The sequence below is a fragment of the Geobacter benzoatilyticus genome, from assembly GCF_017338855.1.
Taxonomy (GTDB): Bacteria; Desulfobacterota; Desulfuromonadia; order Geobacterales; family Geobacteraceae; genus Geobacter; species Geobacter benzoatilyticus.
In genome coordinates, this window is record NZ_CP071382.1 from 1,849,866 (window position 1) to 1,872,957 (window position 23,092).

At 53.6% G+C, this 23,092-nt stretch carries 20 protein-coding genes and 5 tRNA genes; all 25 read left to right on the forward strand.

Features of this window, described 5'->3' with window-relative positions; translation table 11 throughout:
* Positions 1-97: 97 nt before the first annotated feature.
* The 25 genes from argC to JZM60_RS08770 all read left to right on the forward strand — a co-directional run bounded on the left by argC (position 98) and on the right by JZM60_RS08770 (position 23,091).
* Positions 98-1,138 carry an N-acetyl-gamma-glutamyl-phosphate reductase gene (gene argC / locus JZM60_RS08650; protein WP_207161842.1) on the forward strand — a complete coding sequence of 347 codons (1,041 nt, stop codon included), beginning with the start codon at positions 98-100 and terminating at the stop codon, positions 1,136-1,138.
* Positions 1,139-1,147: 9 nt separating this feature from the next.
* Complete coding sequence (locus tag JZM60_RS08655; protein ID WP_207161843.1) at positions 1,148-2,959, forward strand: YgiQ family radical SAM protein; 1,812 nt, start codon at positions 1,148-1,150, stop codon at positions 2,957-2,959.
* 200 nt (positions 2,960-3,159) lie between these two features.
* A tRNA-Thr gene (locus JZM60_RS08660) sits at positions 3,160-3,235 on the forward strand.
* Between the two features lie 23 nt (positions 3,236-3,258).
* Positions 3,259-3,344, forward strand: a tRNA-Tyr gene (locus JZM60_RS08665).
* Positions 3,345-3,452: 108 nt separating this feature from the next.
* A tRNA-Gly gene (locus JZM60_RS08670) sits at positions 3,453-3,529 on the forward strand.
* A gap of 13 nt (positions 3,530-3,542) precedes the next feature.
* Positions 3,543-3,618: transfer RNA gene (locus JZM60_RS08675), tRNA-Thr, on the forward strand.
* A gap of 61 nt (positions 3,619-3,679) precedes the next feature.
* Positions 3,680-4,870: an elongation factor Tu gene (gene tuf, locus JZM60_RS08680; protein WP_207161844.1), complete on the forward strand. Its 1,191-nt coding sequence runs from the start codon at positions 3,680-3,682 to the stop codon at positions 4,868-4,870.
* A gap of 70 nt (positions 4,871-4,940) precedes the next feature.
* On the forward strand, positions 4,941-5,090 hold the full coding sequence (gene rpmG, locus JZM60_RS08685) for a 50S ribosomal protein L33 (RefSeq protein WP_207161845.1): 150 nt from the start codon (positions 4,941-4,943) through the stop codon (positions 5,088-5,090).
* Positions 5,091-5,142: 52 nt separating this feature from the next.
* Positions 5,143-5,219, forward strand: a tRNA-Trp gene (locus JZM60_RS08690).
* A 26-nt stretch (positions 5,220-5,245) separates the two neighbouring features.
* Entirely contained in the window at positions 5,246-5,431 is a 186-nt protein-coding gene (secE, locus tag JZM60_RS08695) for a preprotein translocase subunit SecE (protein ID WP_207161846.1), read from the forward strand.
* Positions 5,432-5,445: 14 nt separating this feature from the next.
* Positions 5,446-5,973, forward strand: a complete 528-nt coding sequence (gene nusG / locus JZM60_RS08700; RefSeq protein ID WP_207161847.1) for a transcription termination/antitermination protein NusG — start codon at positions 5,446-5,448, stop codon at positions 5,971-5,973.
* 64 nt (positions 5,974-6,037) lie between these two features.
* Positions 6,038-6,463 carry a 50S ribosomal protein L11 gene (gene rplK, locus JZM60_RS08705; RefSeq protein WP_207161848.1) on the forward strand — a complete coding sequence of 142 codons (426 nt, stop codon included), beginning with the start codon at positions 6,038-6,040 and terminating at the stop codon, positions 6,461-6,463.
* Between the two features lie 19 nt (positions 6,464-6,482).
* Positions 6,483-7,187, forward strand: coding sequence for a 50S ribosomal protein L1 (gene rplA / locus JZM60_RS08710; protein WP_207161849.1), 705 nt, complete (start codon positions 6,483-6,485; stop codon positions 7,185-7,187).
* Between the two features lie 178 nt (positions 7,188-7,365).
* On the forward strand, positions 7,366-7,890 hold the full coding sequence (gene rplJ, locus JZM60_RS08715; protein WP_207161850.1) for a 50S ribosomal protein L10: 525 nt from the start codon (positions 7,366-7,368) through the stop codon (positions 7,888-7,890).
* Positions 7,891-7,937: 47 nt separating this feature from the next.
* On the forward strand, positions 7,938-8,321 hold the full coding sequence (gene rplL / locus JZM60_RS08720) for a 50S ribosomal protein L7/L12 (RefSeq protein WP_207161851.1): 384 nt from the start codon (positions 7,938-7,940) through the stop codon (positions 8,319-8,321).
* Positions 8,322-8,484: 163 nt separating this feature from the next.
* Positions 8,485-12,597 carry a DNA-directed RNA polymerase subunit beta gene (gene rpoB / locus JZM60_RS08725; RefSeq protein ID WP_207161852.1) on the forward strand — a complete coding sequence of 1,371 codons (4,113 nt, stop codon included), beginning with the start codon at positions 8,485-8,487 and terminating at the stop codon, positions 12,595-12,597.
* Between the two features lie 77 nt (positions 12,598-12,674).
* Positions 12,675-16,853, forward strand: a complete 4,179-nt coding sequence (gene rpoC, locus JZM60_RS08730) for a DNA-directed RNA polymerase subunit beta' (RefSeq protein ID WP_207161853.1) — start codon at positions 12,675-12,677, stop codon at positions 16,851-16,853.
* Positions 16,854-16,973: 120 nt separating this feature from the next.
* Positions 16,974-17,345: a 30S ribosomal protein S12 gene (rpsL, locus tag JZM60_RS08735; protein WP_011365696.1), complete on the forward strand. Its 372-nt coding sequence runs from the start codon at positions 16,974-16,976 to the stop codon at positions 17,343-17,345.
* Positions 17,346-17,367: 22 nt separating this feature from the next.
* Positions 17,368-17,838 (forward strand): 30S ribosomal protein S7, encoded by a 471-nt coding sequence (gene rpsG, locus JZM60_RS08740; RefSeq protein WP_207161854.1) that lies wholly within the window; start codon positions 17,368-17,370, stop codon positions 17,836-17,838.
* A gap of 38 nt (positions 17,839-17,876) precedes the next feature.
* Complete coding sequence (gene fusA / locus JZM60_RS08745; RefSeq protein ID WP_207161855.1) at positions 17,877-19,955, forward strand: elongation factor G; 2,079 nt, start codon at positions 17,877-17,879, stop codon at positions 19,953-19,955.
* Positions 19,956-19,984: 29 nt separating this feature from the next.
* Positions 19,985-21,175, forward strand: a complete 1,191-nt coding sequence (gene tuf, locus JZM60_RS08750; protein WP_207161844.1) for an elongation factor Tu — start codon at positions 19,985-19,987, stop codon at positions 21,173-21,175.
* An 18-nt stretch (positions 21,176-21,193) separates the two neighbouring features.
* Positions 21,194-21,502, forward strand: coding sequence for a 30S ribosomal protein S10 (rpsJ, locus tag JZM60_RS08755; protein WP_004514236.1), 309 nt, complete (start codon positions 21,194-21,196; stop codon positions 21,500-21,502).
* A 28-nt stretch (positions 21,503-21,530) separates the two neighbouring features.
* Positions 21,531-22,163, forward strand: coding sequence for a 50S ribosomal protein L3 (gene rplC / locus JZM60_RS08760; protein WP_207161856.1), 633 nt, complete (start codon positions 21,531-21,533; stop codon positions 22,161-22,163).
* A 23-nt stretch (positions 22,164-22,186) separates the two neighbouring features.
* A complete protein-coding gene (gene rplD / locus JZM60_RS08765) occupies positions 22,187-22,810 on the forward strand; it encodes a 50S ribosomal protein L4 (protein WP_207161857.1) in 624 nt (207 codons plus the stop codon).
* Positions 22,807-23,091: a 50S ribosomal protein L23 gene (locus JZM60_RS08770; RefSeq protein ID WP_207161858.1), complete on the forward strand. Its 285-nt coding sequence runs from the start codon at positions 22,807-22,809 to the stop codon at positions 23,089-23,091. Before rplD ends, JZM60_RS08770 begins: the two co-directional genes overlap by 4 nt.
* Position 23,092: the final 1 nt, after the last annotated feature.

The following is a 23,092-nucleotide window of genomic DNA, read 5'->3' on the forward strand; positions in this document are numbered from 1 at the left end:
GGGGAAAATCCATACGGGTTTTCCCCTTTTGCTTTGCATATGTTTTCTCTATACTTATAACTTTGATTCAGACAATCTCCCGCACAGGAGTTTACCCATGCTGAAGGTAGCCGTTGTTGGAGCTAGTGGATATACCGGAGTTGAGCTGCTCAGGCTTCTTTACTGTCATCCCGAAGTCGCTGTAACCTGCATTACTTCCGAGCAGAGCGCCAGCCGGCCCGTGGCTGATCTGTTCCCGACGTTGCGCGGGCGCTACGCCCAGGTGCTCGAAAATCTCGAACCGGTCAGGGTAGCCGGGAAGGCCGACCTCATCTTTACGGCCCTTCCCCATAAGGCCGCAATGGAGGTGGTTCCAACTTTTCTTAAGCTGGGCAAGCGGGTTGTTGACCTCTCTGCCGACTACCGTTTCTGTGATGCGGCTGTCTATGAAAAATGGTACGAGCCCCATCTGGACCCCGAGAATCTTAAGGTGTCGGTTTACGGACTTCCTGAAGTGCGGAGGGAGAAGATTGCCGGTGCCTGCCTCGTGGGGAACCCCGGCTGTTATCCCACGAGTGTCATCCTGGGTCTTATGCCGCTTCTGAAAAATGGGCTCATTGATCCGTCTACCATTATTTCCGACTCAAAATCCGGAACTTCGGGGGCGGGAAGGGGGGCCAAGGTTGACAATCTCTTCTGCGAGGTGAATGAAGGCTTCAAGGCCTACGGCGTGGGGGGAGTCCACCGGCACATCCCCGAGATTGAGCAGGAGTTGTCGCTTCTGGCCGGCGAGCGGATAACCATCACATTCACTCCCCATCTGGTCCCCATGGATCGCGGAATTCTTTCCACCATCTACGCGCGCCTCACCGGCAATCACTCTGTTGCCGAACTGGTGGAGCTCTATGCCGGATTCTACGGGGGTGAGCCCTTCGTTCGCGTGCTCCCCGCCGGAAACGTCCCTTCTACCGCCCATGTGCGCGGGTCCAATTTCTGTGACATCGGCCTGTCCGTGGACAGCCGCACCGGTAGGGTCATCGTTGTGTCCGCCATCGATAACCTCGTGAAAGGTGCCGCCGGTCAGGCGGTGCAGAACATGAATATCATGTACGGCTTTCCCGAGACGATGGGGCTGGAACTGCTTCCCGTTTTCCCCTGACAGGTTTCCATGCCGTTTATTCCAACTACGAAAGAAGAGGCGTTGCGACGGGGATGGCGCGAACTTGACGTTATTTTCGTCACCGGCGACGCCTATATCGACCACCCGGCTTTCGGTGTCCCTCTTCTGGCCCGGTGGCTCGAATCCCGCGGCTTCCGTGTCGGGATCATTGCTCAGCCCGACTGGCGCTCACGGGAGCCGTTCATGGCCTTGGGGAGGCCACGCCTCTTCTTTGCGGTTTCGGCCGGCGCCATGGATTCCATGGTTGCCCACTATACTCCCCTCAAGAAACTTCGCCACGACGATGCCTATACACCCGGCGGCCGCCATGGCTCCAGGCCAAACCGGGCAACTATTATTTATACCTCCCGGCTCAAGGAGGCGTTCAAGGATGTTCCTGTAGTAATCGGCGGTATAGAGGCATCACTTCGCCGTTTCGCGCACTATGATTACTGGGAAGATAAAGTCCGTCGCTCCATACTTTTTGACTCAAAGGCGGACCTGCTGGTTTTCGGGATGGGTGAAAGGCCCATCCTGGAATTAGCCGAACGGTTGCGCAGGGGCGATTCCATGGCTCAGCTTGCTGATATTCGCGGAATTGCGTATGCGATGCGTGGAGATGTCCCTTCCGGCGCAGTGGAGCTACCATCGTGCGACATGGTGATGAATGATCCGCATCGGTATGCCGAGGCGTTCCGGCTGGTATCGCAAGATATGCACCCCGACAGCGGGAAGCCCCTTGTTCAGCGTCACGGTGACAGATTGCTGGTTTGTAATCCTCCGTCAGCTCCTTTGTCTGAGGCGGAATTGGATGCTGTCTATGCCCTGCCGTTCGTCCGTGCTCCGCACCCTTCGTATGTCGAGTCCATCCCAGCCTACGAACAGATCAAATCGTCGATCACGACCCACCGGGGCTGTTTCGGAGGGTGCGCCTTCTGTGCGATAACTCATCATCAGGGCCGTTTTATTCAGTCCCGGAGTGAGAGATCGGTTGTGGAAGAAGTCGGGCGAATGGTGAAAATGCCGTGGTTTCGCGGTAGTATAAGCGATGTGGGCGGCCCGACTGCAAACATGTACGGTTTGCGCTGCGGCAGTGCTGACGGGGGGAGCCGATGCCGTCGCGAAAGCTGCCTCTTTCCCTCGGTGTGCCGCCATCTCGTCACCCAGGACCGCCGGGCGTCGTCGCTCCTGAAGCGGGTGAGGGCGATGCATGGGGTAAAGCATGTGGCCGTTTCGTCAGGAATCAGATATGACCTTCTTGAGCGCCAGCCGGAATATTTCGGCGAGCTTTTAGCCCACCATGTGGGGGGGCTCCTGAAGGTTGCGCCGGAGCACATTGCCGATGCAGTCACTGATCTGATGCGAAAGCCAGGCAGAGAGGCGTTCGAGCGTTTTCTCGCCCGTTTCGGTCAGGAGAGCGCCAGGCTTGGCCGGAAACAGTATGTGGTTCCGTACCTGATGTCGGGCCATCCGGGATGTACCCTGGATCATATGGTGGAGCTTGCAATATTTCTCAAACGCCACAATATCCGTGTGGACCAGGTGCAGGATTTTACCCCCACGCCCGGTACTCTTGCCACTTGCATGTACCACACGGGTATCGACCCATTCACTAAGCGTCAAGTATATGTTGCGCGAAGCGATCGTGAGAAGCGTCTCCAGAAGTCGCTCTTGCTGTGGCACCAGCCGGCGGAAAGGCGCAATGTTTATGACGCGCTCCGGATGTGCGGACGCGAGGAGTCTGCGGTCGAACTGCTGGGGAAATTCCGGGGGCAGCCGGAGTCGCGTCCTGTGCCGCGTGATCGGAAACGCCGTTCCTGAGAGCGGTGTTGCCGTTGCGCTGTGGAAAATGCCGGCCCTGTTGCAAGGAGATATGTCTGTATAGATTATGCTGATGCTGTACAGCAGTCCGTGATGGTTAAATATTTCCCTTGACTCGCGTGGAACTCTGGGTTATAAGACATTCTTCTTTGTGCTAAAAGCTTGACCGCGCATTGAAAAGACTGTATAGATTTTTTTGGGCTGGCGTAGCTCAACTGGTAGAGCAGCTGACTTGTAATCAGCAGGTTGCGGGTTCAAGTCCTGTCGCCAGCTCCATTTAGTAATACGCTTCTACGTCTGGAGGGATTCCCGAGCGGCCAAAGGGAACAGACTGTAAATCTGTCGTCGTACGACTTCGGAGGTTCGAATCCTCCTCCCTCCACCATAAACCTTCAGAAGCTTCGGCGGTGTTGTCGTATTCCAGGAGGCCGGGTGGCCGATAGTACTGGGGCGGTGGCTCTGTGGGAGGCTTCAAAGAACTTCACGGTTGTTCGCGGGAATAGCTCAGTTGGCTAGAGCGTCAGCCTTCCAAGCTGAGGGTCGCGGGTTCGAGTCCCGTTTCCCGCTCCATACATTACGTTGTGCCCACATAGCTCAGTAGGTAGAGCACTTCCTTGGTAAGGAAGAGGTCACCGGTTCGAATCCGGTTGTGGGCTCCATTATCTTTTCCGTTTTAACGGGAAGCAATTCTCAAAATTAGTTGTCCGGGAGGGATCCTACATGGCAAAGGCAAAATTCGAGAGAACCAAACCGCACGTCAACATAGGGACCATAGGTCACGTAGACCACGGCAAGACCACGCTGACGGCAGCGATTACGCGTGTACTGGCAGAGCAGGGTCAAGCCGAGTTCAAGGGGTTCGATCAGATCGACAACGCCCCTGAAGAGCGTGAGCGTGGTATTACCATAGCGACCTCGCACGTAGAATACGAGACCGGCAAGCGTCACTATGCGCACGTAGACTGCCCCGGCCACGCCGACTACGTCAAGAACATGATCACCGGTGCGGCCCAGATGGACGGTGCGATTCTCGTTGTCTCCGCCGCCGACGGTCCCATGCCCCAGACCCGCGAGCACATCCTGCTTGCCCGTCAGGTAGGCGTACCCTACATCGTCGTATTCCTGAACAAGGCCGACATGGTGGATGACGAAGAACTCCTCGAGCTTGTAGAGCTTGAGATTCGTGAACTTCTCTCCTCCTACGACTTCCCGGGCGACGACATTCCCATCATCAAGGGTTCCGCTCTCAAAGCCCTCAACGGCGACAAGGACGAGCTCGGCTCCGAAGCGATCATCAAGCTCATGGAAGCAGTAGACTCCTACATTCCCGAGCCTGAGCGCGCCGTGGACAAACCGTTCCTGATGCCCGTCGAAGACGTATTCTCCATCTCCGGTCGCGGTACCGTAGCCACCGGCCGTGTAGAGCGTGGCATTGTAAAGGTCGGCGAAGAAGTTGAAATCGTCGGGATGAAGGCCACCGTCAAGACCACGGTAACCGGTGTAGAGATGTTCCGCAAGCTTCTCGACGAAGGCCGTGCCGGCGACAACATTGGGGCACTGCTGCGCGGCGTCAAGCGTGAAGACATCGAGCGCGGTCAGGTTCTGGCAAAGCCGGGTAGCATCACCCCGCACACCAAGTTCAAAGCCGAAGCATACATCCTGACCAAGGAAGAAGGCGGTCGTCACACCCCGTTCTTCAACGGATACCGTCCTCAGTTCTACTTCCGGACCACTGACGTGACCGGGGTTGTTGACCTGCCGGCCGGGACCGAAATGGTAATGCCTGGCGATAACGTTGCGGTGACCGTAAACCTGATCACCCCGATCGCCATGGACGAAGGTCTGCGCTTCGCTATCCGCGAAGGTGGCCGTACGGTTGGCGCCGGTGTCGTCAGCTCCATTATCGAATAATCGTTTGCCGAAAACTTCGTGGGCAGGCTAGATGCCTGCCCACATTCTTTACTAATGAAGGGTTAAGACAATGAGAGACATCATTACTCTCGCCTGCTCCGAGTGCAAGCAGAGGAACTATACTACAACCAAGAACAAGAAAAACACTCCGCAAAAGCTGGAGTTCAAAAAGTACTGCCGTTTCTGCAAGACTCATACTGTCCACAAGGAAACCAAGTAACCAAAGTCACAGGTTTGGGGTCGCGGGTAGGGTGGGCGGCCCCAGCAGACGCAGGCCAGTAGCTCTAACGGCTAGAGCGCCGGTCTCCAAAACCGGATGTTGGGGGTTCGAATCCCTCCTGGCCTGCCATTTTCTATCCATCCCGGGGTCCTCACGTGATCGCAAAAACCAAAGATTTCCTCACTGAAGTGAAAGCTGAGCTGGGTAAGGTGACTTGGCCGACCCGCAAGGAGACCATCTCCACAACGTGGGTCGTGGTGGCAATTGTCATCATTATATCCATCTATCTTGGGATCTGTGACCTGATTCTGGCGAAGCTTATGCGCCTCATCCTTGGGTAAAGGACGCAACTATTATGTCAAAAAAGTGGTATGGGGTTCATACGTACTCCGGATTTGAAAATAAAGTACGACTCTCCCTTGCTGAGCGAATCAAGAACCTTAATCTGGAAGATTTGTTCGGCGAGATTCTCATTCCATCAGAGACGGTGGTTGAGCTGAAGAAGGGAGAGAAAAAGACCTCTTCGCGTAAGTTTTTCCCCGGCTATATTCTCGTTAACATGGAGTTGAACGAGGAGACATGGCACGCCGTTAAAGAGACGTCAAAAGTTACCGGTTTTGTCGGCGGGAATAATCCCTTCGCGATCCCCGATGAAGAAGTGGCAAAGATAACTCGTCGGATGGAGGAAGGTGCCGAGAAGCCGCGGCCGAAGGTTCTGTTTGAAGTGGGGGAGACGGTTCGGGTCGTTGACGGGCCTTTCTTGAATTTTACCGGAGTAGTCGAGGATGTGAAGCCGGACAAGGGCAAATTGCGGGTCATGGTCAGCATCTTTGGACGGGCTACTCCTGTAGAGCTTGAGTTCATGCAGGTTGAAAAGCAGTAGGGGTATCCCCTCTGTCTGATAAACGGTATATCCTTCTCCGAGGAGAAGAACAAGGAGCACGTCAATGGCAAAAAAAATCACGGGTTACATCAAGCTGCAGATCCCGGCAGGCAAAGCAAACCCTTCGCCTCCGATCGGACCGGCTTTGGGTCAGCATGGTGTCAATATCATGGAGTTCTGCAAGGCGTTCAATGCCAAGACTCAGAGTGACGAGGGAACTATTATTCCTGTTGTCATCACCGTCTTTGCTGATCGTTCTTTCAGCTTTATCACCAAAGTTCCGCCAATGTCGGTCCTTATAAAGAAAGCGGTTGGCATTGAAAGCGGCTCAAGCGTGCCGAACAAGAACAAAGTCGGCAAGCTGACTGCGGAGCAGGTTAAAGAGATAGCCGTCAAGAAAATGCCCGACATGAACGCTGCGTCGCTTGAAGCTGCCATGAAAACGGTCGAAGGGACCGCCCGCAGCATGGGCGTTGAAATTGTTCAATAGAGAAAGGGTGGATTAAGAGATGCCGAAAACAGCGAAGAAGCACAGGGAAGCCCTGGCGAAGGTTGACCGTAGCCGGACCTATCCCGTCGTTGATGGTATAGAAAGTGTCAAGTCACTCGCCTACGCCAAATTCGACGAAACCGTCGAGGTTGCGGTGCGGCTGGGCGTTGACCCCCGCCATGCCGACCAGATGGTCCGTGGTGCAGTTGTCCTGCCGAACGGTCTTGGCAAGGATGTCCGGGTTCTTGTTTTCGCCAAGGGCGAGAAGGAGAAAGAGGCACGGGATGCCGGTGCTGACCATGTGGGCGCCGAGGATCTTGTGGCAAAGATTCAGGAAGGGTGGTTTGAATTCGATACCGCCATTGCCACCCCCGACATGATGGGTGTTGTCGGCAAGATTGGTAAACTTCTTGGTCCGCGTGGTCTCATGCCTAACCCGAAAGTCGGCACTGTTACCTTCGATGTGGGGCGTGCTGTCAAGGAATCCAAGGCGGGTAAAGTTGAGTTCCGCGTCGAGAAGGCCGGAATTGTTCATGCTCCCGTGGGCAAGGCCTCCTTTGATGTGGACAAGCTCAAGGAAAACCTTCTTGCCCTTGTGGAAGCGCTCGTCAAGGCAAAGCCCTCTGCGGCCAAGGGTACCTATATCAAAAAGATCAGCCTTTCATCCACCATGGGGCCAGGTCTGACTCTTGACATAGCCGACATTCAGTCCAAGCTTGTCTAGGCGTTTAGTAATATAAAGCCAAAGTCAAAGACAGCAGGCGCATGGGCTTTGTGCCCGTGCTTAATGGCGCAGGCAGCCTGCCGAGACTTGTGGTAGTCACCGGAAAGTAACCAACCCCGCACTTTCTGACTTTGGCTGGGGCTCCGGCCCTCAACCCGAACAGAAAGGAGGAAGGCGCTTGAATAAAGAAACTAAGCAGCAACAGGTAGCGGAACTGCATGATAAGCTCACCCGGGCAAAGGCAGTTTTCCTTGCTGATTTCCGCGGTATGAACGTGGACCAGGCAACGACGCTCAGGAATGAACTCCGTGCAGCCTCGGTAGAATACAAGGTTGTAAAAAACACGCTGCTTGAACTGGCGTCGAAGGAGACCGACAAGGAATCGCTGTCTCCGTATTATGCCGGTCCGACCGCCGTTGCATTCAGCTATGACGATCCGGTCGCCGCAGCAAAGGTCCTGTCCAAGTTTGCCAAGACACAGGCCAACACCTTCAAGCTCAAGGCAGCCGTACTGTCCGGCAAGCCGATTACGGTAAGCGATATTCAGGCTTTGGCAGATCTGCCGAGCCGCGAAGTGCTTATTGCAAAACTGCTTGGAACTCTCAATGCACCGGTTACCAACTTTGTTGGCGTTCTCGCTGCGGTTCCGGGAAGTTTTGTCCGTGCGCTTAACGCGATCAAAATTCAAAAGGAAGGCAATTAACCTTTCTTTACACCAACAACGAACGTTATTAACGGAGGAATACAGAAATGGCAGAGATTACAAAGGCCGATGTTGTCAGCTTCATTGAGAATATGAGTGTTCTTGAGCTTTCCGAGCTCGTGAAAGAACTCGAAGAGAAATTCGGCGTATCCGCCGCTGCTCCGGTTGCCGTTGCCGCTGCTGCTGCTCCTGCTGCCGCTGCTGAAGCTGCTGAAGAGAAGACCGAGTTCGATATCGTTCTCAAGTCTGCCGGTGCAAACAAGATTGCCGTTATCAAGGTTGTTCGCGCAATCACCGGTCTGGGCCTCAAGGAAGCCAAAGACCTGGTCGATGGCGCACCCAAGCCCGTCAAGACCGGCGTTTCCAAGGAAGAAGCCGAGGACGCCAAGAAGCAACTCGTCGAGTCCGGCGCTGAAGTTGAGATTAAATAAGACTCGAGTCGACTGGGTCATCACATCAGCCAAGGCCGCTACGTGCGGCCTTGGCTCTTCTATTTTCGTTCCGGATTCGTATATGCCCGTCTTTGTGCGGCTTCGGAAATAGCACTAAATCCAGGGGGTTGGAGGCTCGATGGGCCTCGCCAAAGGAGAAAACATGGCTTATTCAATTGCGAATAACCAGCTTCTGCGCCAGAATTTCGCCAAGATCAAAAAAATTATCGACATCCCCAATCTTATTGATATTCAAAAAAATTCCTATAAACGTTTCCTGCAAATCGACACCCCCTCTGAAGCACGCAAGAACAGCGGGCTTGAAGCGGTTTTTAAAAGTGTATTTCCCATCAAGGACTTTAGCGATACTGCTTCGCTTGAGTATGTTTCCTATAGCCTCGGCACCCCAAAGTACGATGTTGAGGAGTGTCACCAACGCGGGATGACCTTTGCCGCCCCCATGAAGGTGAAGGTTCGCCTCGTTGTATGGGATGTGAACAAGGATACAGGCGTCCGTTCAATTCGGGACATTAAGGAGCAGGAGGTCTACTTCGGCGAGATCCCTCTCATGACCGAAAACGGGACGTTTATCATAAACGGGACCGAACGCGTCATCGTGAGTCAATTGCACCGCTCCCCCGGTGTTTTCTACGATCACGACAAGGGGAAGACCCATTCCAGCGGAAAGGTTCTTTATTCCGCTCGAGTAATTCCCTATCGCGGGTCCTGGCTGGATTTCGAGTTTGACCACAAGGACATTCTCTATGTCCGGATTGACCGCCGCCGCAAGATGCCGGCAACTGTCCTCCTTAAAGCGCTCGGCAACAGCGCGGAGGCTCTTCTCAACTTTTTCTACAGTAGCGAAGAGATCGGGCTTGCTGGCGACCGGATGTGGAAGAAGGCCGATCCAGAGCTGCTGACGACGCAAAAAACCTCTTCGGATATCGTTGATGCCAAAACCGGCGAGGTCATTATCAAGGCGAACAGAAAGTTCACCAAGGCGGCTATCCGCAAAATGACCGAGCATGGCATTACCGAGATCCCCATCAAGGCGGAAGAGGTCTGCGGCAAATTCGCTTCCACTGATATCGTCGATCCCGCCACCGGCGAAGTAATTGTCGAGTGCAACGACGAGATTACCCAGGCAAAGCTTGATGAGATCAAGGCACGGGGAATCGGAGAGTTCAAAGTTCTCTTCATTGATAACGTCCATGTGACATCTTCTCTCCGCGATACTTTGCTTATCGATAAGATTAATTCGACCGATGACGCGCTCATCGAGATTTACCGGCGTCTGCGTCCGGGTGATCCCCCGACGCTCAAGAGTGCCCAGTCTCTCTTTGACAATCTCTTCTTTAACGCCGAGCGCTATGATCTTTCCGCCGTCGGTCGACTCAAGCTCAACTATAAGCTTGGGCTCGATGTCCCCCTCGATTGCCAGGTGCTCACCAAGGAAGATATCCTTGAAGTGGTCCGTTACCTCATTGACCTGAAAAACGGTAAAGGGGCCATTGATGATATCGACCATCTGGGCAACCGGCGGGTGCGTGCCGTGGGCGAGTTGCTGGAGAACCAGTACCGCATCGGCCTTGTTCGCATGGAGCGGGCCATCAAAGAGCGGATGAGTCTTCAGGAAGTTGAAAACCTGATGCCCCACGACCTGATCAACTCCAAGCCGGTTTCGGCCGTGGTAAAGGAGTTCTTCGGCTCGTCCCAGCTCTCCCAGTTCATGGATCAGACGAACCCCCTTTCGGAGGTTACGCACAAGCGTCGTCTCTCGGCTCTCGGACCTGGCGGTCTGACCCGCGAGCGGGCCGGCTTCGAGGTCCGCGACGTTCATCCCACTCACTATGGCCGGGTTTGCCCTATTGAGACTCCTGAAGGTCCGAACATCGGTCTCATTGCCTCGCTTTCCACTTACGCCCGGATCAATGAGCATGGCTTTGTTGAGACTCCTTACCGGATCGTTACCGAAGGCAAGGTTACCAGCGAGGTGAAGTTCTTCTCCGCCTTGGAAGAAGAGGGGCATGCCATTGCCCAGGCCAACGCAGAGATGGACGCCGACGGCCGTTTCGTAAACGATTATGTTACCGCCCGTAAATCAGGCGAGTTCCTCCTCGTTCACCGTGACGAGCTGGAGCTGATGGACGTGGCCCCCATGCAGCTGGTTTCCGTTGCGGCATCGCTCATTCCGTTCCTTGAGAACGATGACGCGAACCGCGCACTCATGGGTTCCAACATGCAGCGTCAGGCCGTGCCTCTTCTCAAGGCGGATTCTCCCTTGGTCGGCACCGGCATGGAGCGGGTTGTTGCCAAGGATTCCGGCGTTTCGGTCGTGGCGCGCCACACCGGTATCGTCGAGTCTGTGGACGCTTCCCGTATCGTTGTTAAAATTGACGAAGATGAGCATGATGAAACCGGTACCGGTGTCGATATCTACAACCTGATCAAATTCGCGCGTTCCAACCAGAACACCTGCATCAACCAGCGGCCGGTGGTTAAAGTCGGTGACCATGTGAAGCGGGGCGACGTCATTGCCGACGGACCGTCCACGGATATGGGCGAGCTGGCGCTTGGCCAGAACGTGGTTGTGGCATTCATGCCTTGGGGCGGGTACAACTTCGAGGACTCCATCCTTATTTCCGAGAAACTTACCAAGGATGACCGCTACACCTCGATTCATATTGAGGAATTCGAGTGCGTTGCCCGTGACACCAAGCTCGGCAAGGAAGAGATTACGTCGGATATCCCGAACCTTGGCGAGGAAACGCTCAAGGATCTTGACGAGTCCGGCATCATCCGGATCGGTGCGGAAGTTAAGCCGGGTGATATTCTAGTCGGAAAGATTACGCCGAAAGGTGAGACTCAGCTTTCTCCGGAAGAGAAGCTTCTTCGCGCTATTTTCGGCGAAAAGGCCGGCGATGTCCGCGATACGTCTTTGAGGGTTCCGCCTGGAGTCGAAGGTACCGTTATCGGTGCCAAGGTTTTCTCCCGCAAAGGCAACGATAAGGACTCCCGCACCGAGATGATCGAGCGGATGGAGGAAGACAAGCTTCGCAAGGATGAACAGGATGAAGTCCGCATCATCCGCGATTCTGCTGTAGGCAAGCTGAAGAAGCTTCTTGTCGGCAAGACCGCCGCTGTTAAGGTTGAGGATAAAAATGGCAAGACAGTTATTGCCAAGGATGCTGTCATAACCGAAGAGTCCCTCACGTCAATCCCCCTTGACCGGTGGGATGAAATATCCGTGAGTGGTGGTGAAGGGGTGGAGGAGAAGGTTGCAGCCATCCTCACCACGCTTCAGCAGCAAATCGACATAATAAAATATGTCTTCGACGATAAGGTCCAGAAGCTCAAGCGTGGAGACGATCTCCCGCCGGGCGTCATAAAGATGGTAAAGGTTTACATCGCCATCAAGCGCAAGCTTCAGGTCGGCGACAAGATGGCCGGTCGCCACGGTAACAAGGGTGTCGTCTCCCGAATCCTCCCCGAAGAAGATATGCCTTACATGGAGGATGGGCGTCCCGTGGAGATCGTGCTGAACCCTCTGGGCGTTCCGTCCCGTATGAACGTCGGGCAGATTCTTGAAACCCACCTGGGCTGGGCTGCCAAGGGTATCGGCTGGAAGATAGAGGAAATGCTGGAGAAGCATTCCCCCTCCGCTTCGGTGAAGCAGTATCTCCAGAAGATTTATGACTCCAAGGAAATGAATGCGTTCCTGGATTCCCTCAGCGATGAGGAGTTGATCGGTGTTGCCAAGCGTCTTCAGCGCGGCGTCCCGATGGCATCGCCAGTTTTCGAGGGTGCTTCTGAAGATCAGATCCGGAGCATGCTTGACAAGGCCGGTTTCGACCAGACCGCCCAGGTTACCCTCTATGACGGCAAGAGCGGCGAACCCTTCAAACATAAGGTTACGGTCGGGGTCATGTACTTCCTCAAGCTCCACCACCTGGTCGATGACAAGATTCATGCACGCTCCATTGGTCCTTACAGTCTCGTTACCCAGCAACCGCTGGGCGGTAAGGCTCAGTTCGGTGGCCAGCGGCTCGGGGAGATGGAAGTCTGGGCCATGGAGGCATATGGTGCCGCCTATGCGCTTCAGGAGTTCCTGACGGTTAAGTCCGATGACGTGGCTGGCCGTACGCGCATGTATGAGGCGATCGTCAAAGGGAAGCATACTCTGGAGCCTGGCCTCCCCGAGTCGTTCAATGTTCTTATTAAGGAACTTCAGTCCCTGTGCCTTGATGTGGAACTCCTGGAAGGCGACGAAGACTAGGCTTGGTTTCCCTAGAGGCTGACCCGGCGAACGACCACAAGACCAGTAACCACTCCTAAGCAGAGGAGGATTATACATTGGAAGACTTTTTCAGCTTTTTCGATAAACCGAAGGACCCGTTGCATTTCTCGGCGATCCGCATTTCCATTTCATCGCCGGAAAAAATTCGCGAGCGTTCGTTCGGCGAGGTAAAAAAACCAGAAACCATCAACTATCGTACGTTCAAGCCTGAACGCGATGGTCTGTTCTGCGCCAAAATTTTTGGTCCGACCAAGGACTATGAATGCAACTGCGGCAAATACAAGCGCATGAAACACCGCGGAATTGTCTGCGAGAAGTGCGGCGTAGAAGTCATCCCCTCGAAAGTGCGTCGTGAGCGCCTCGGGCACATCGATCTTGCAACTCCGGTTGCCCATATCTGGTTCCTGAAGTCTCTGCCGTCACGTATTGGGAACCTGCTGGATATTTCACTGAAGGATCTCGAGAAGGTTCTCTACTTTGAGGCGTATGCGGTAACTGATCCGAAGAATACCGGCATGGCCATGGCGGAAGTTCTCTCCGAGGACCGTTATCTGAAGGCCCTGGAGGAGCATAATTACCAGTTCGAGGCTGGTATGGGTGCTGCTGCGATTCGTGACTGCCTCAAGGCTCTCGACCTGGATCAGCTTTCCGAGCAGCTTCGCCAGGAGATGGTTGAAGCTACGAGCGAGGCGAAACGGAAGAAGACTGCCAAGCGGCTCAAGGTGGTGGATGCATTCAAGGAGTCCGGCAACCGGCCCGAGTGGATGATTCTCGAGTGCATTCCGGTTCTGCCTCCTGAACTTCGTCCCCTCGTACCCCTGGATGGCGGACGCTTCGCGACGAGTGACCTCAACGACCTCTACCGTCGCGTCATTAACCGGAATAACCGGCTCAAGCGCCTCATGGAGCTTCAAGCCCCCGAGGTTATCATTCGCAACGAGAAGCGGATGCTTCAGGAAGCCGTTGACGCTCTTTTTGACAACGGTCGCCGCGGCCGTGCCATTGCCGGGCCCAACAAGCGCCCCCTGAAATCGCTGTCCGATATGCTCAAGGGGAAGTCCGGCCGTTTCCGCCAGAACCTCCTCGGCAAGCGGGTCGACTACTCCGGCCGTTCCGTTATCGTCGTAGGCCCGGAGCTTCGTCTCCATCAGTGCGGCCTCCCCAAGAAAATGGCGCTCGAACTCTTCAAGCCGTTTATTTACAACAAGCTTGAGGAACGTGGTTTCGTTACTACAATAAAAAGTGCCAAGAAGATGGTCGAGAAGGAACGGCCCGAGGTATGGGACGTTCTTGAAGAGGTTATTAAAGAGCACCCGGTCATGTTGAACCGTGCTCCGACCCTGCACCGTCTTGGCATCCAGGCTTTTGAGCCGGTATTGATCGAAGGGAAAGCAATTCAGCTTCACCCTCTCGTTTGTACTGCTTTTAACGCCGACTTTGACGGTGACCAGATGGCGGTCCACCTCCCCCTTTCAATCGAGAGTCAGGTGGAAGCACGCGTTCTCATGATGAGCACCAATAACATCCTGTCGCCTGCCCACGGCAAGCCGATCATCGTTCCGACCCAGGATATGGTTCTCGGTATTTACTACATGACTCGCGAGCGTCACTTCGCGAAAGGGGACGGGAAGGTATTTGCATCTCCCGAGGAAGTGCGTATTGCCTACGATGCGGGGGAGATTGACCTGCAGGCGCGAATCCGGGTTCGCATGAAGAATGTCAAGTCGGACGAAGCGGATCTTCCTGCAATCGTCGATACCACGACCGGCCGTATCCTGCTGCGCGAAGTTCTTCCCGATATGGTTCCCTTCTCAGCCATCAACAAGGTTATGAGCAAGAAGGAACTCGTGAACCTTATCGATATCTGCTACCGTCTCGCCGGCAACAAGGAGACGGTTATCCTTGCAGACCGCTTGAAAGAGACCGGCTTCCGGTACTCCACCCTGGCCGGTATCTCCATCTGCATGAATGACATGGTGATTCCCGAAGGGAAACCGGCGATTATCGAAAGCGCCAACGACGAGGTCAAGGAGATCCAGAATCAGTACACAGAGGGTCTCATTACCGACGGCGAACGTTACAACAAGGTAATCGACATCTGGGCCAAGGCCACTGAAGACATCGCCAAGCAGATGCTCGACAACCTTTCAAAGGATACGATTCTTTCTCCAGAAGGGGAAGAAGTTAAGATTCCGTCCTTCAATGCCATTCACATGATGGCGGATTCCGGTGCGCGGGGCTCCGCCCAGCAGATCCGCCAGTTGGCCGGTATGCGCGGACTCATGGCCAAGCCGTCCGGCGAAATTATTGAAACCCCTATTACGGCGAACTTCCGCGAAGGTCTGAATGTTCTCCAGTACTTCATTTCAACGCACGGTGCCCGGAAAGGTCTCGCGGATACCGCGCTCAAGACGGCAAACTCCGGGTACCTCACACGCCGATTGGTTGACGTTGCCCAGGACGCAATTATTACGGAACCGGATTGCGGTGCTCTTGACGGACTCACCGTTTCTTCTCTGACTGAAGGCGGAGAAGTCATAGAGCAGATCGGTGACCGTATTCTTGGCCGTGTTGCGCTCGATGACATCCTTGACCCTGTTACCGGCGACGTGCTTGTCCCGGCTAACCAGGAAATTGACGAATCTCTCGTCAAGCGCATTGAAGACGCCGGCATCGAACGGGTTAAAATCCGTTCCGTTCTCACCTGCCAGAGCAAGCGCGGTATATGCGCAAAATGCTATGGCCGTGACCTGGCTCGGGGTCATATCGTCAATATGGGTGAGGCGGTTGGCGTCATTGCCGCCCAGTCCATCGGCGAACCTGGTACACAGCTCACAATGCGTACTTTCCACATCGGTGGTACGGCATCACGGCATGCAGAGCAGACCTCGCTGGAAGCCAGGACCGAAGGGCAAATCAAGTTCATCAATATCAACAGCGTTGTCAATATTGACGGGCACCACATCGTCATGAACCGCAACGGCGAAGTCGCCATTGTTGATGAGACCGGCCGTGAACGGGAAAAATATGGTGTAGTTTACGGTGCAAAAATAAGATTCAGCCCGGATCAAGTGGTTAAGCCCGGCGAGACATTGGCCGAGTGGGACCCGTACACGATGCCGATCCTGACTGAAGTTGCGGGTCGCATTAAATTCGGCGATATCGTCGAAGGCGTTACAATGGAAGAGCAGCTCGATGAAGTTACCGGGCTTTCCCGGAAAGTCATCATCGAGTCGAGGGATGCCGACAAGCGTCCACGCATAGCCATAAAGGCCCCCGAGGGAGACACTGCTTCGGCTGCCGGAACTATCGGCCGCTACTACTTGCCGGTAGGTGCCAATATTTCGGTGGTAGAAGACTCGTTTGTCAATGCCGGCGATGTTATTGCGAAAATACCGCGAGAAACCACGAAAACCAAGGATATCACCGGTGGTCTGCCGCGGGTTGCCGAGCTCTTCGAGGCGCGCAAACCGAAGGATTTTGCGGTCATATCCGAAATCGACGGCGTTGTAACCTTTGGCAAGGACGCCAAAGGCAAGCGCAAGGTCATAGTTACTCCGGAACTTGGTGAACCTAAAGAATATCTTATCCCCAAGGGCAAGCATATCAGCGTTCATGAAAATGATTACGTGCGGGCGGGTGAGCCGCTCATGGATGGTTCGTCCAACCCCCACGATATCCTGCGGGTGCTGGGTATAAAAGAACTTGCCAAATATCTTGTGGACGAGGTTCAGGAGGTTTACCGCCTGCAAGGGGTAAAAATCAACGACAAGCACATTGAGGTCATTGTGCGTCAGATGCTGCGGCGGGTCCGAATCAAAGATGTGGGCGATACCACCCTGCTCATCGACGACCAGCTTGAAAGAACGGTTTTTGAAGACGAAAACGAGCGTGTCATGGCAAAGGGTGGTCGCCCTGCTATCGCCGAGCCGCTTCTTCTTGGTATTACCAAGGCGTCTCTTTCCACGGAGTCTTTCATCTCTGCGGCATCCTTCCAGGAGACGACGAAGGTGCTGACCCAGGCTGCAATCGAAGGGAAAGTCGATCAGCTCAGGGGCCTTAAAGAGAACGTAATAATGGGGCGTCTGATTCCGGCAGGTACAGGATTGTCCCGCTATCGCAACCTGAAGCTTGTGGCAGAACAAGCGGAGATTATGGAGCCGATTGCCGTCGTTCCTCGTGAAATAGATGAAGATTTTCCCGAAGATGACAATGGTGATGAATTCGATGAATAAATAGCGGTGTATCTTTCGTTGAAATGAAAAAAATCTTGACATGGTGTAAGGTTGCTGATAACTTTGTCGCTTCCGCAGGGAGACTGCCCTCTGGAGAAGTCGTTATTGGGAGAATAGAGTATGCCTACAATTAACCAGCTGATTCGTATCGGCAGGAAAAGCAAGAAAGAAAAATCCAATTCCCCTGCGCTCAAAAGCTGTCCGCAAAAGCGTGGCGTTTGTACCAGGGTTTACACGACGACCCCTAAGAAGCCTAACTCTGCGCTTCGTAAAGTTGCCAGGGTTCGCCTTACTAATGGCATAGAAGTTAGTTCTTATATTCCGGGTGTCGGGCACAATCTGCAAGAGCACTCTGTTGTTCTTATTCGGGGCGGTCGCGTTAAGGACCTTCCTGGTGTCCGGTATCATATTGTGCGCGGGACGCTGGATTCGGTGGGTGTCAAGGATCGGAAGCAGGCGCGTTCCAAGTATGGAGCCAAGCGGCCCAAGTAAACGACTTTGGTGAGAGGGTGATATGCCGAGGAGAAGAGAAGTAGCAAAGCGGGTTATTATTCCTGACCCCAAGTTTAACGACCGGGTTGTTGCGAAACTGGTTAACGTCATAATGAATGGCGGTAAAAAGAGTACGGCGGAGCGTGCGCTCTATGGTGCGCTGGATGTGGTGTCTCAAAAGACCGGTGAGGAGCCTGTCAAGGTTCTGAAAAAGTGTCTTGATAATATTAAGCCGACTCTTGAGGTTAAGTCTCGCAGGGTGGGCGGTTCCACGTATCAGGTTCCTGTTGAGGTGCGTGCCGACCGTCGTGTGTCTCTTGCTATGCGCTGGCTTGTGAAGTATGCAAGTGACCGTTCTGAGAAGACTGTGACTGACAAGCTTGCCGGTGAGATTCTTGATGCCTATAACAATCGCGGCGCCGCGGTGAAGAAGCGTGAGGATACGCACCGCATGGCTGAGGCGAACAGGGCGTTTGCGCACTACCGCTGGTAGTTTTAGATAGAATGAGCGTAGGGTAACTGGAGGATTTTGTGGCACGACAGGTTCCATTGGAAAAAACCCGCAATATCGGGATAATGGCGCACATAGACGCCGGTAAAACAACGACGACTGAGCGTATTCTGTATTATACTGGCGTAACTCACAAAATCGGTGAGGTGCATGAAGGCGCTGCTACAATGGATTGGATGGAGCAGGAGCAGGAGCGTGGCATTACTATCACTTCTGCCGCCACGACCTGTAACTGGGGTGACCATCGTGTAAATATAATTGATACCCCGGGCCACGTTGACTTCACGATTGAGGTTGAGCGCTCGCTGCGTGTTCTTGATGGCGCTGTTGCGGTGTTCTGTTCGGTTGGCGGGGTTGAGCCGCAGTCTGAAACGGTTTGGCGTCAAGCTGACAAGTACGGTGTTCCCCGAATTGCCTTTATAAATAAGATGGATCGTGTTGGTGCGGATTTCTTCCGCGGTGTATCTATGATTCGTGATCGCCTCAAAGCTAATCCTGTGCCGCTTCAGTTGCCGATAGGTGCTGAGGATACGTTTAAGGGTGTCGTTGACCTTGTGGAGATGAAGGCGATTGTGTGGGATGAAGAGTCTCTTGGTGCGAAATTTCGCGAAGAAGAGATTCCGGCGGACCTGCAAGAGCTTGCCCAGGAATACCACGAGAAGCTTATCGAAGAGATTGCTTCCCATGACGATGATCTTATGGAGAAGTACCTTGGTGGAGAAGAGCTGACCAAGGAAGAAGTTAGGGCGGCAATTCGTAATGCCACGATCGGGATTAAGATCTGCCCGGTTGTCTGTGGCTCGTCCTTTAAAAATAAAGGGGTTCAAAACCTTTTGGATGCGGTTGTTGGCTATCTCCCTTCGCCAGTGGATATTCCTGCGATTAAAGGTGTGGATGCTGATTCCGGGGCTGAAATTGAGCGTAAGGCTTCTGATGACGAGCCATTTGCTGCTCTTGCTTTTAAAATTATGACTGACCCCTTTGTTGGACAGCTTTGTTTTATTCGTGTGTACTCCGGGGTTCTTAATTCCGGGTCTTATGTTTACAACTCTACAAAGGGTAAGAAAGAGCGGATCGGCCGGCTTCTCAAGATGCACGCAAACAAGCGTGAAGAAATCAAGGAAGTTCTTGCCGGTGATATTGCCGCTGCAGTGGGGCTGAAGTATACGACCACCGGTGATACGCTCTGTCCGGAAGACTCGCCGGTTATTCTCGAGTCCATTGAGTTCCCGGAGCCGGTCATTGCAATTGCTATCGAGCCGAAGACCAAGGCGGATCAGGAGAAGCTCGGCATCAGCCTTCAAAAGCTCGCCAGCGAAGACCCGTCTTTCCGGGTTCGTACCGACGAGGAGACCGGGCAGACCATAATTTCCGGTATGGGCGAGCTTCATCTGGAGATTATTGTTGATCGCCTCATGCGGGAGTTCAAGGTTGAGGCTAACGTCGGCAAGCCTCAGGTTGCTTACCGTGAAACCGTGACCAAGAAGGTTAAGGTTGAAGGAAAGTTTGTGCGGCAGTCCGGTGGTCGTGGTCAATATGGCCATGTCTGGATTGAGATGGAGCCCCAGGAGCCCGGCAAGGGGTACGAATTTGTTGACGCGATAAAAGGTGGTGTAGTTCCGCGTGAATACATCCCTGCTGTTGATAAAGGCATACAGGAAGCTATGGATACAGGGGTTTTGGCCGGCTTCCCATGTGTGGATTTTAAAGTTGCCTTGGTTGATGGTTCGTACCATGAGGTTGACTCCTCCGAGATGGCTTTCAAGATTGCTGGGTCAATGGCGTTTAAAGAGGCCGCTGCAAAAGCGTCTCCTGTTCTTCTTGAGCCGATCATGTCCGTAGAGGTTGTGGTTCCTGAGGAGTATATGGGCGATGTCATCGGGGATCTTAATTCGCGGCGCGGCAGGATTATGGGTATGGAAGGTCGTGCTGGCGCACAGGTGGTGAGCGCCATGGTTCCGCTCGCACAGATGTTCGGTTATGCGACGGATCTTCGTTCTGCCACGCAGGGCCGTGCCACCTATACGATGACGTTTGACCATTATGAGCAGGTGCCCAAGTCGGTGTCTGAAGAAATAATCGCAAAAGTAAAAGGGTAATTAATTTCCATAGGGGGGAGGGATCCTACATGGCAAAGGCAAAATTCGAGAGAACCAAACCGCACGTCAACATAGGGACCATAGGTCACGTAGACCACGGCAAGACCACGCTGACGGCAGCGATTACGCGTGTACTGGCAGAGCAGGGTCAAGCCGAATTCAAGGGGTTCGATCAGATCGACAACGCCCCTGAAGAGCGTGAGCGTGGTATTACCATAGCGACCTCGCACGTAGAATACGAGACCGGCAAGCGTCACTATGCGCACGTAGACTGCCCCGGCCACGCCGACTACGTCAAGAACATGATCACCGGTGCGGCCCAGATGGACGGTGCGATTCTCGTTGTCTCCGCCGCCGACGGTCCCATGCCCCAGACCCGCGAGCACATCCTGCTTGCCCGTCAGGTAGGCGTACCCTACATCGTCGTATTCCTGAACAAAGCCGACATGGTGGATGACGAAGAACTCCTCGAGCTCGTAGAGCTTGAGATTCGTGAACTTCTCTCCTCCTACGACTTCCCGGGCGACGACATTCCCATCATCAAGGGTTCCGCTCTCAAAGCCCTCAACGGCGACAAGGACGAGCTCGGCTCCGAAGCGATCATCAAGCTCATGGAAGCAGTAGACTCCTACATTCCCGAGCCTGAGCGCGCCGTGGACAAGCCGTTCCTGATGCCCGTCGAAGACGTATTCTCCATCTCCGGTCGCGGTACCGTAGCCACCGGCCGTGTAGAGCGTGGCATTGTGAAGGTCGGCGAAGAAGTTGAAATCGTCGGGATGAAAGCCACCGTCAAGACCACGGTAACCGGTGTAGAGATGTTCCGCAAGCTTCTCGACGAAGGCCGTGCCGGCGACAACATCGGTGCACTTCTGCGTGGCGTCAAGCGTGAAGACATCGAGCGCGGCCAGGTTCTGGCAAAGCCGGGGAGCATCACCCCGCACACCAAGTTCAAGGCCGAAGCATACATCCTGACCAAAGAAGAAGGCGGTCGTCACACCCCGTTCTTCAACGGCTACCGTCCGCAGTTCTACTTCCGGACCACCGACGTGACCGGGGTTGTTGACCTGCCGGCCGGGACCGAAATGGTAATGCCTGGCGATAACGTTGCGGTGACCGTAAACCTGATCACCCCGATCGCCATGGACGAAGGTCTGCGCTTCGCTATCCGCGAAGGTGGCCGTACGGTTGGCGCCGGTGTCGTCAGCTCTATTATCGAATAAAGCAGGAACGAGGAAGAGATGCCAAGTCAAAAAATAAGAATCCGCCTGAAAGCATTTGATCATAAGCTTCTCGATCAATCCGTAGGTGAGATTGTCGATACCGCCAAGAGAACCGGGGCAAGGGTTGCTGGTCCAATCCCGCTTCCGACGATTATCAACAAATATTGCGTTCTCCGTGGACCGCATGTCGACAAGAAGTCCCGCGAGCAGTTCGAGATAAGAACACATAAGCGTCTTATCGACATTCTTGACCCGACACAGCAAACAGTTGATGCGCTCATGAAGCTTGATCTCTCTGCTGGCGTAGATGTAGAAATCAAGCTCTAATGAAAATGCAAGGATAGGAATTTCTACCATGAAGAAGGGATTGATCGCGAAAAAACTGGGAATGACCCAGATATTTGCCGATGATGGAAGACGCATTCCGGTAACTGTTGTCGAGGCAGGCCCGTGTGTGGTTCTTCAAAAGAAGACAGTAGAGAATGATGGCTATAGTGCCATTCAAGTTGGATATCTTTCTAAGGATGCAGACAAATCTTCCCGGTCTCTTGTGGGGCACTGCAAGGCTGCGGGACAAGGTGTGTTTGCACATCAGAGAGAGTTCAGGATTGATGATGTCGACCAGTATGCTGTTGGGGATGTCATTACTGCTGAGATTTTCGCTCCTGGTGACTACATTGATGTTACCGGGACAAGCATAGGCAAAGGGTTCCAGGGCGTTATAAAGCGGTGGGGCTTTCGCGGCGGGCGTTCAACTCACGGTTCCAATTTCCATAGAGCTCCTGGTTCGATTGGAAGTTCAGCTTGGCCTTCACGTGTTTTCAAGAACAAGAAAATGCCTGGTCAGCTAGGAAATGAGCGCGTTACGGTGCAGCGGCTTCAAGTTGTGCGCGTAGATGCTGCTGATAATCTTCTGCTTATTCGGGGTGCGATTCCTGGGGCAAAGAATGGTATTTTGCTCGTTAAGGATAGTGTAAAGGCACGTTAGATTCGCAGTTTCTGGAGATAGTTATGGCTACAATCGACGTTTTCGATATTAATAAGAAAAAAGTGGGGGAGATGGAGCTGAGCGACGCTGTTTTTAATGGCGACGTGAGGGAATATCTCATTCACGAAGCAGTTAAGGTTCAACTTGCGAATCGCCGGGCCGGGACCGTCGGCGTTAAAACCCGTTCGGCTGTTTCCGGTGGCGGCAAGAAGCCTTATAAGCAGAAGGGCACCGGTCAAGCGCGCCAGGGCTGCATTCGTGCTCCCCATTATGTTGGTGGCGGCGTTGCCTTTGGACCGCAAGCAAAGGTCTACTCGCTTTCCATGAACAAGAAAGCGCGTAAGGCTGCAGTGCGTTCTGCTTTGTCGATGCTCTACAAAGAGAACAAACTTTCCGTTCTTGACGCCTTTGCGCTGCCTTCCATTTCGACAAAGGGTTTTGTGGGCGTATTGAAAGCGTTCGAACTTGAAAAAACTCTTGTTGTTATTGATGAACCTAATGCGAATCTTGAGTTGTCAGCTCGTAATGTTAAAGATGTCAAAGTTCTAAAAACTGAGCATCTGAATGTATTTGACATCGTAAAGTTTAACAATATCATCCTGACGCAGTCAGCCGTTCGGAAGATCGAAGGAGCATTGCAGTCATGAATATCTATGACGTCATAAAAAAGCCGCTTGTAACGGAAAAGACCACTTTGGAAAAGGATGACAAAAACGTCATCTCCTTTGAAGTCGATCGGAATGCAAACAAGATCGAGATCAAAAATGCCGTTGAAAAGCTTTTCAAAGTTGAAGTTTGCGGCGTTAACACAGTCAATATGGCAGGCAAGATGAAGCGCGTGGGCCGTCATTACGGTAAGCGCTCGAATTGGAAGAAGGCATACGTTACCCTCAAAGAGGGAAATAACGTAGACTTCTTTGAGATATAAA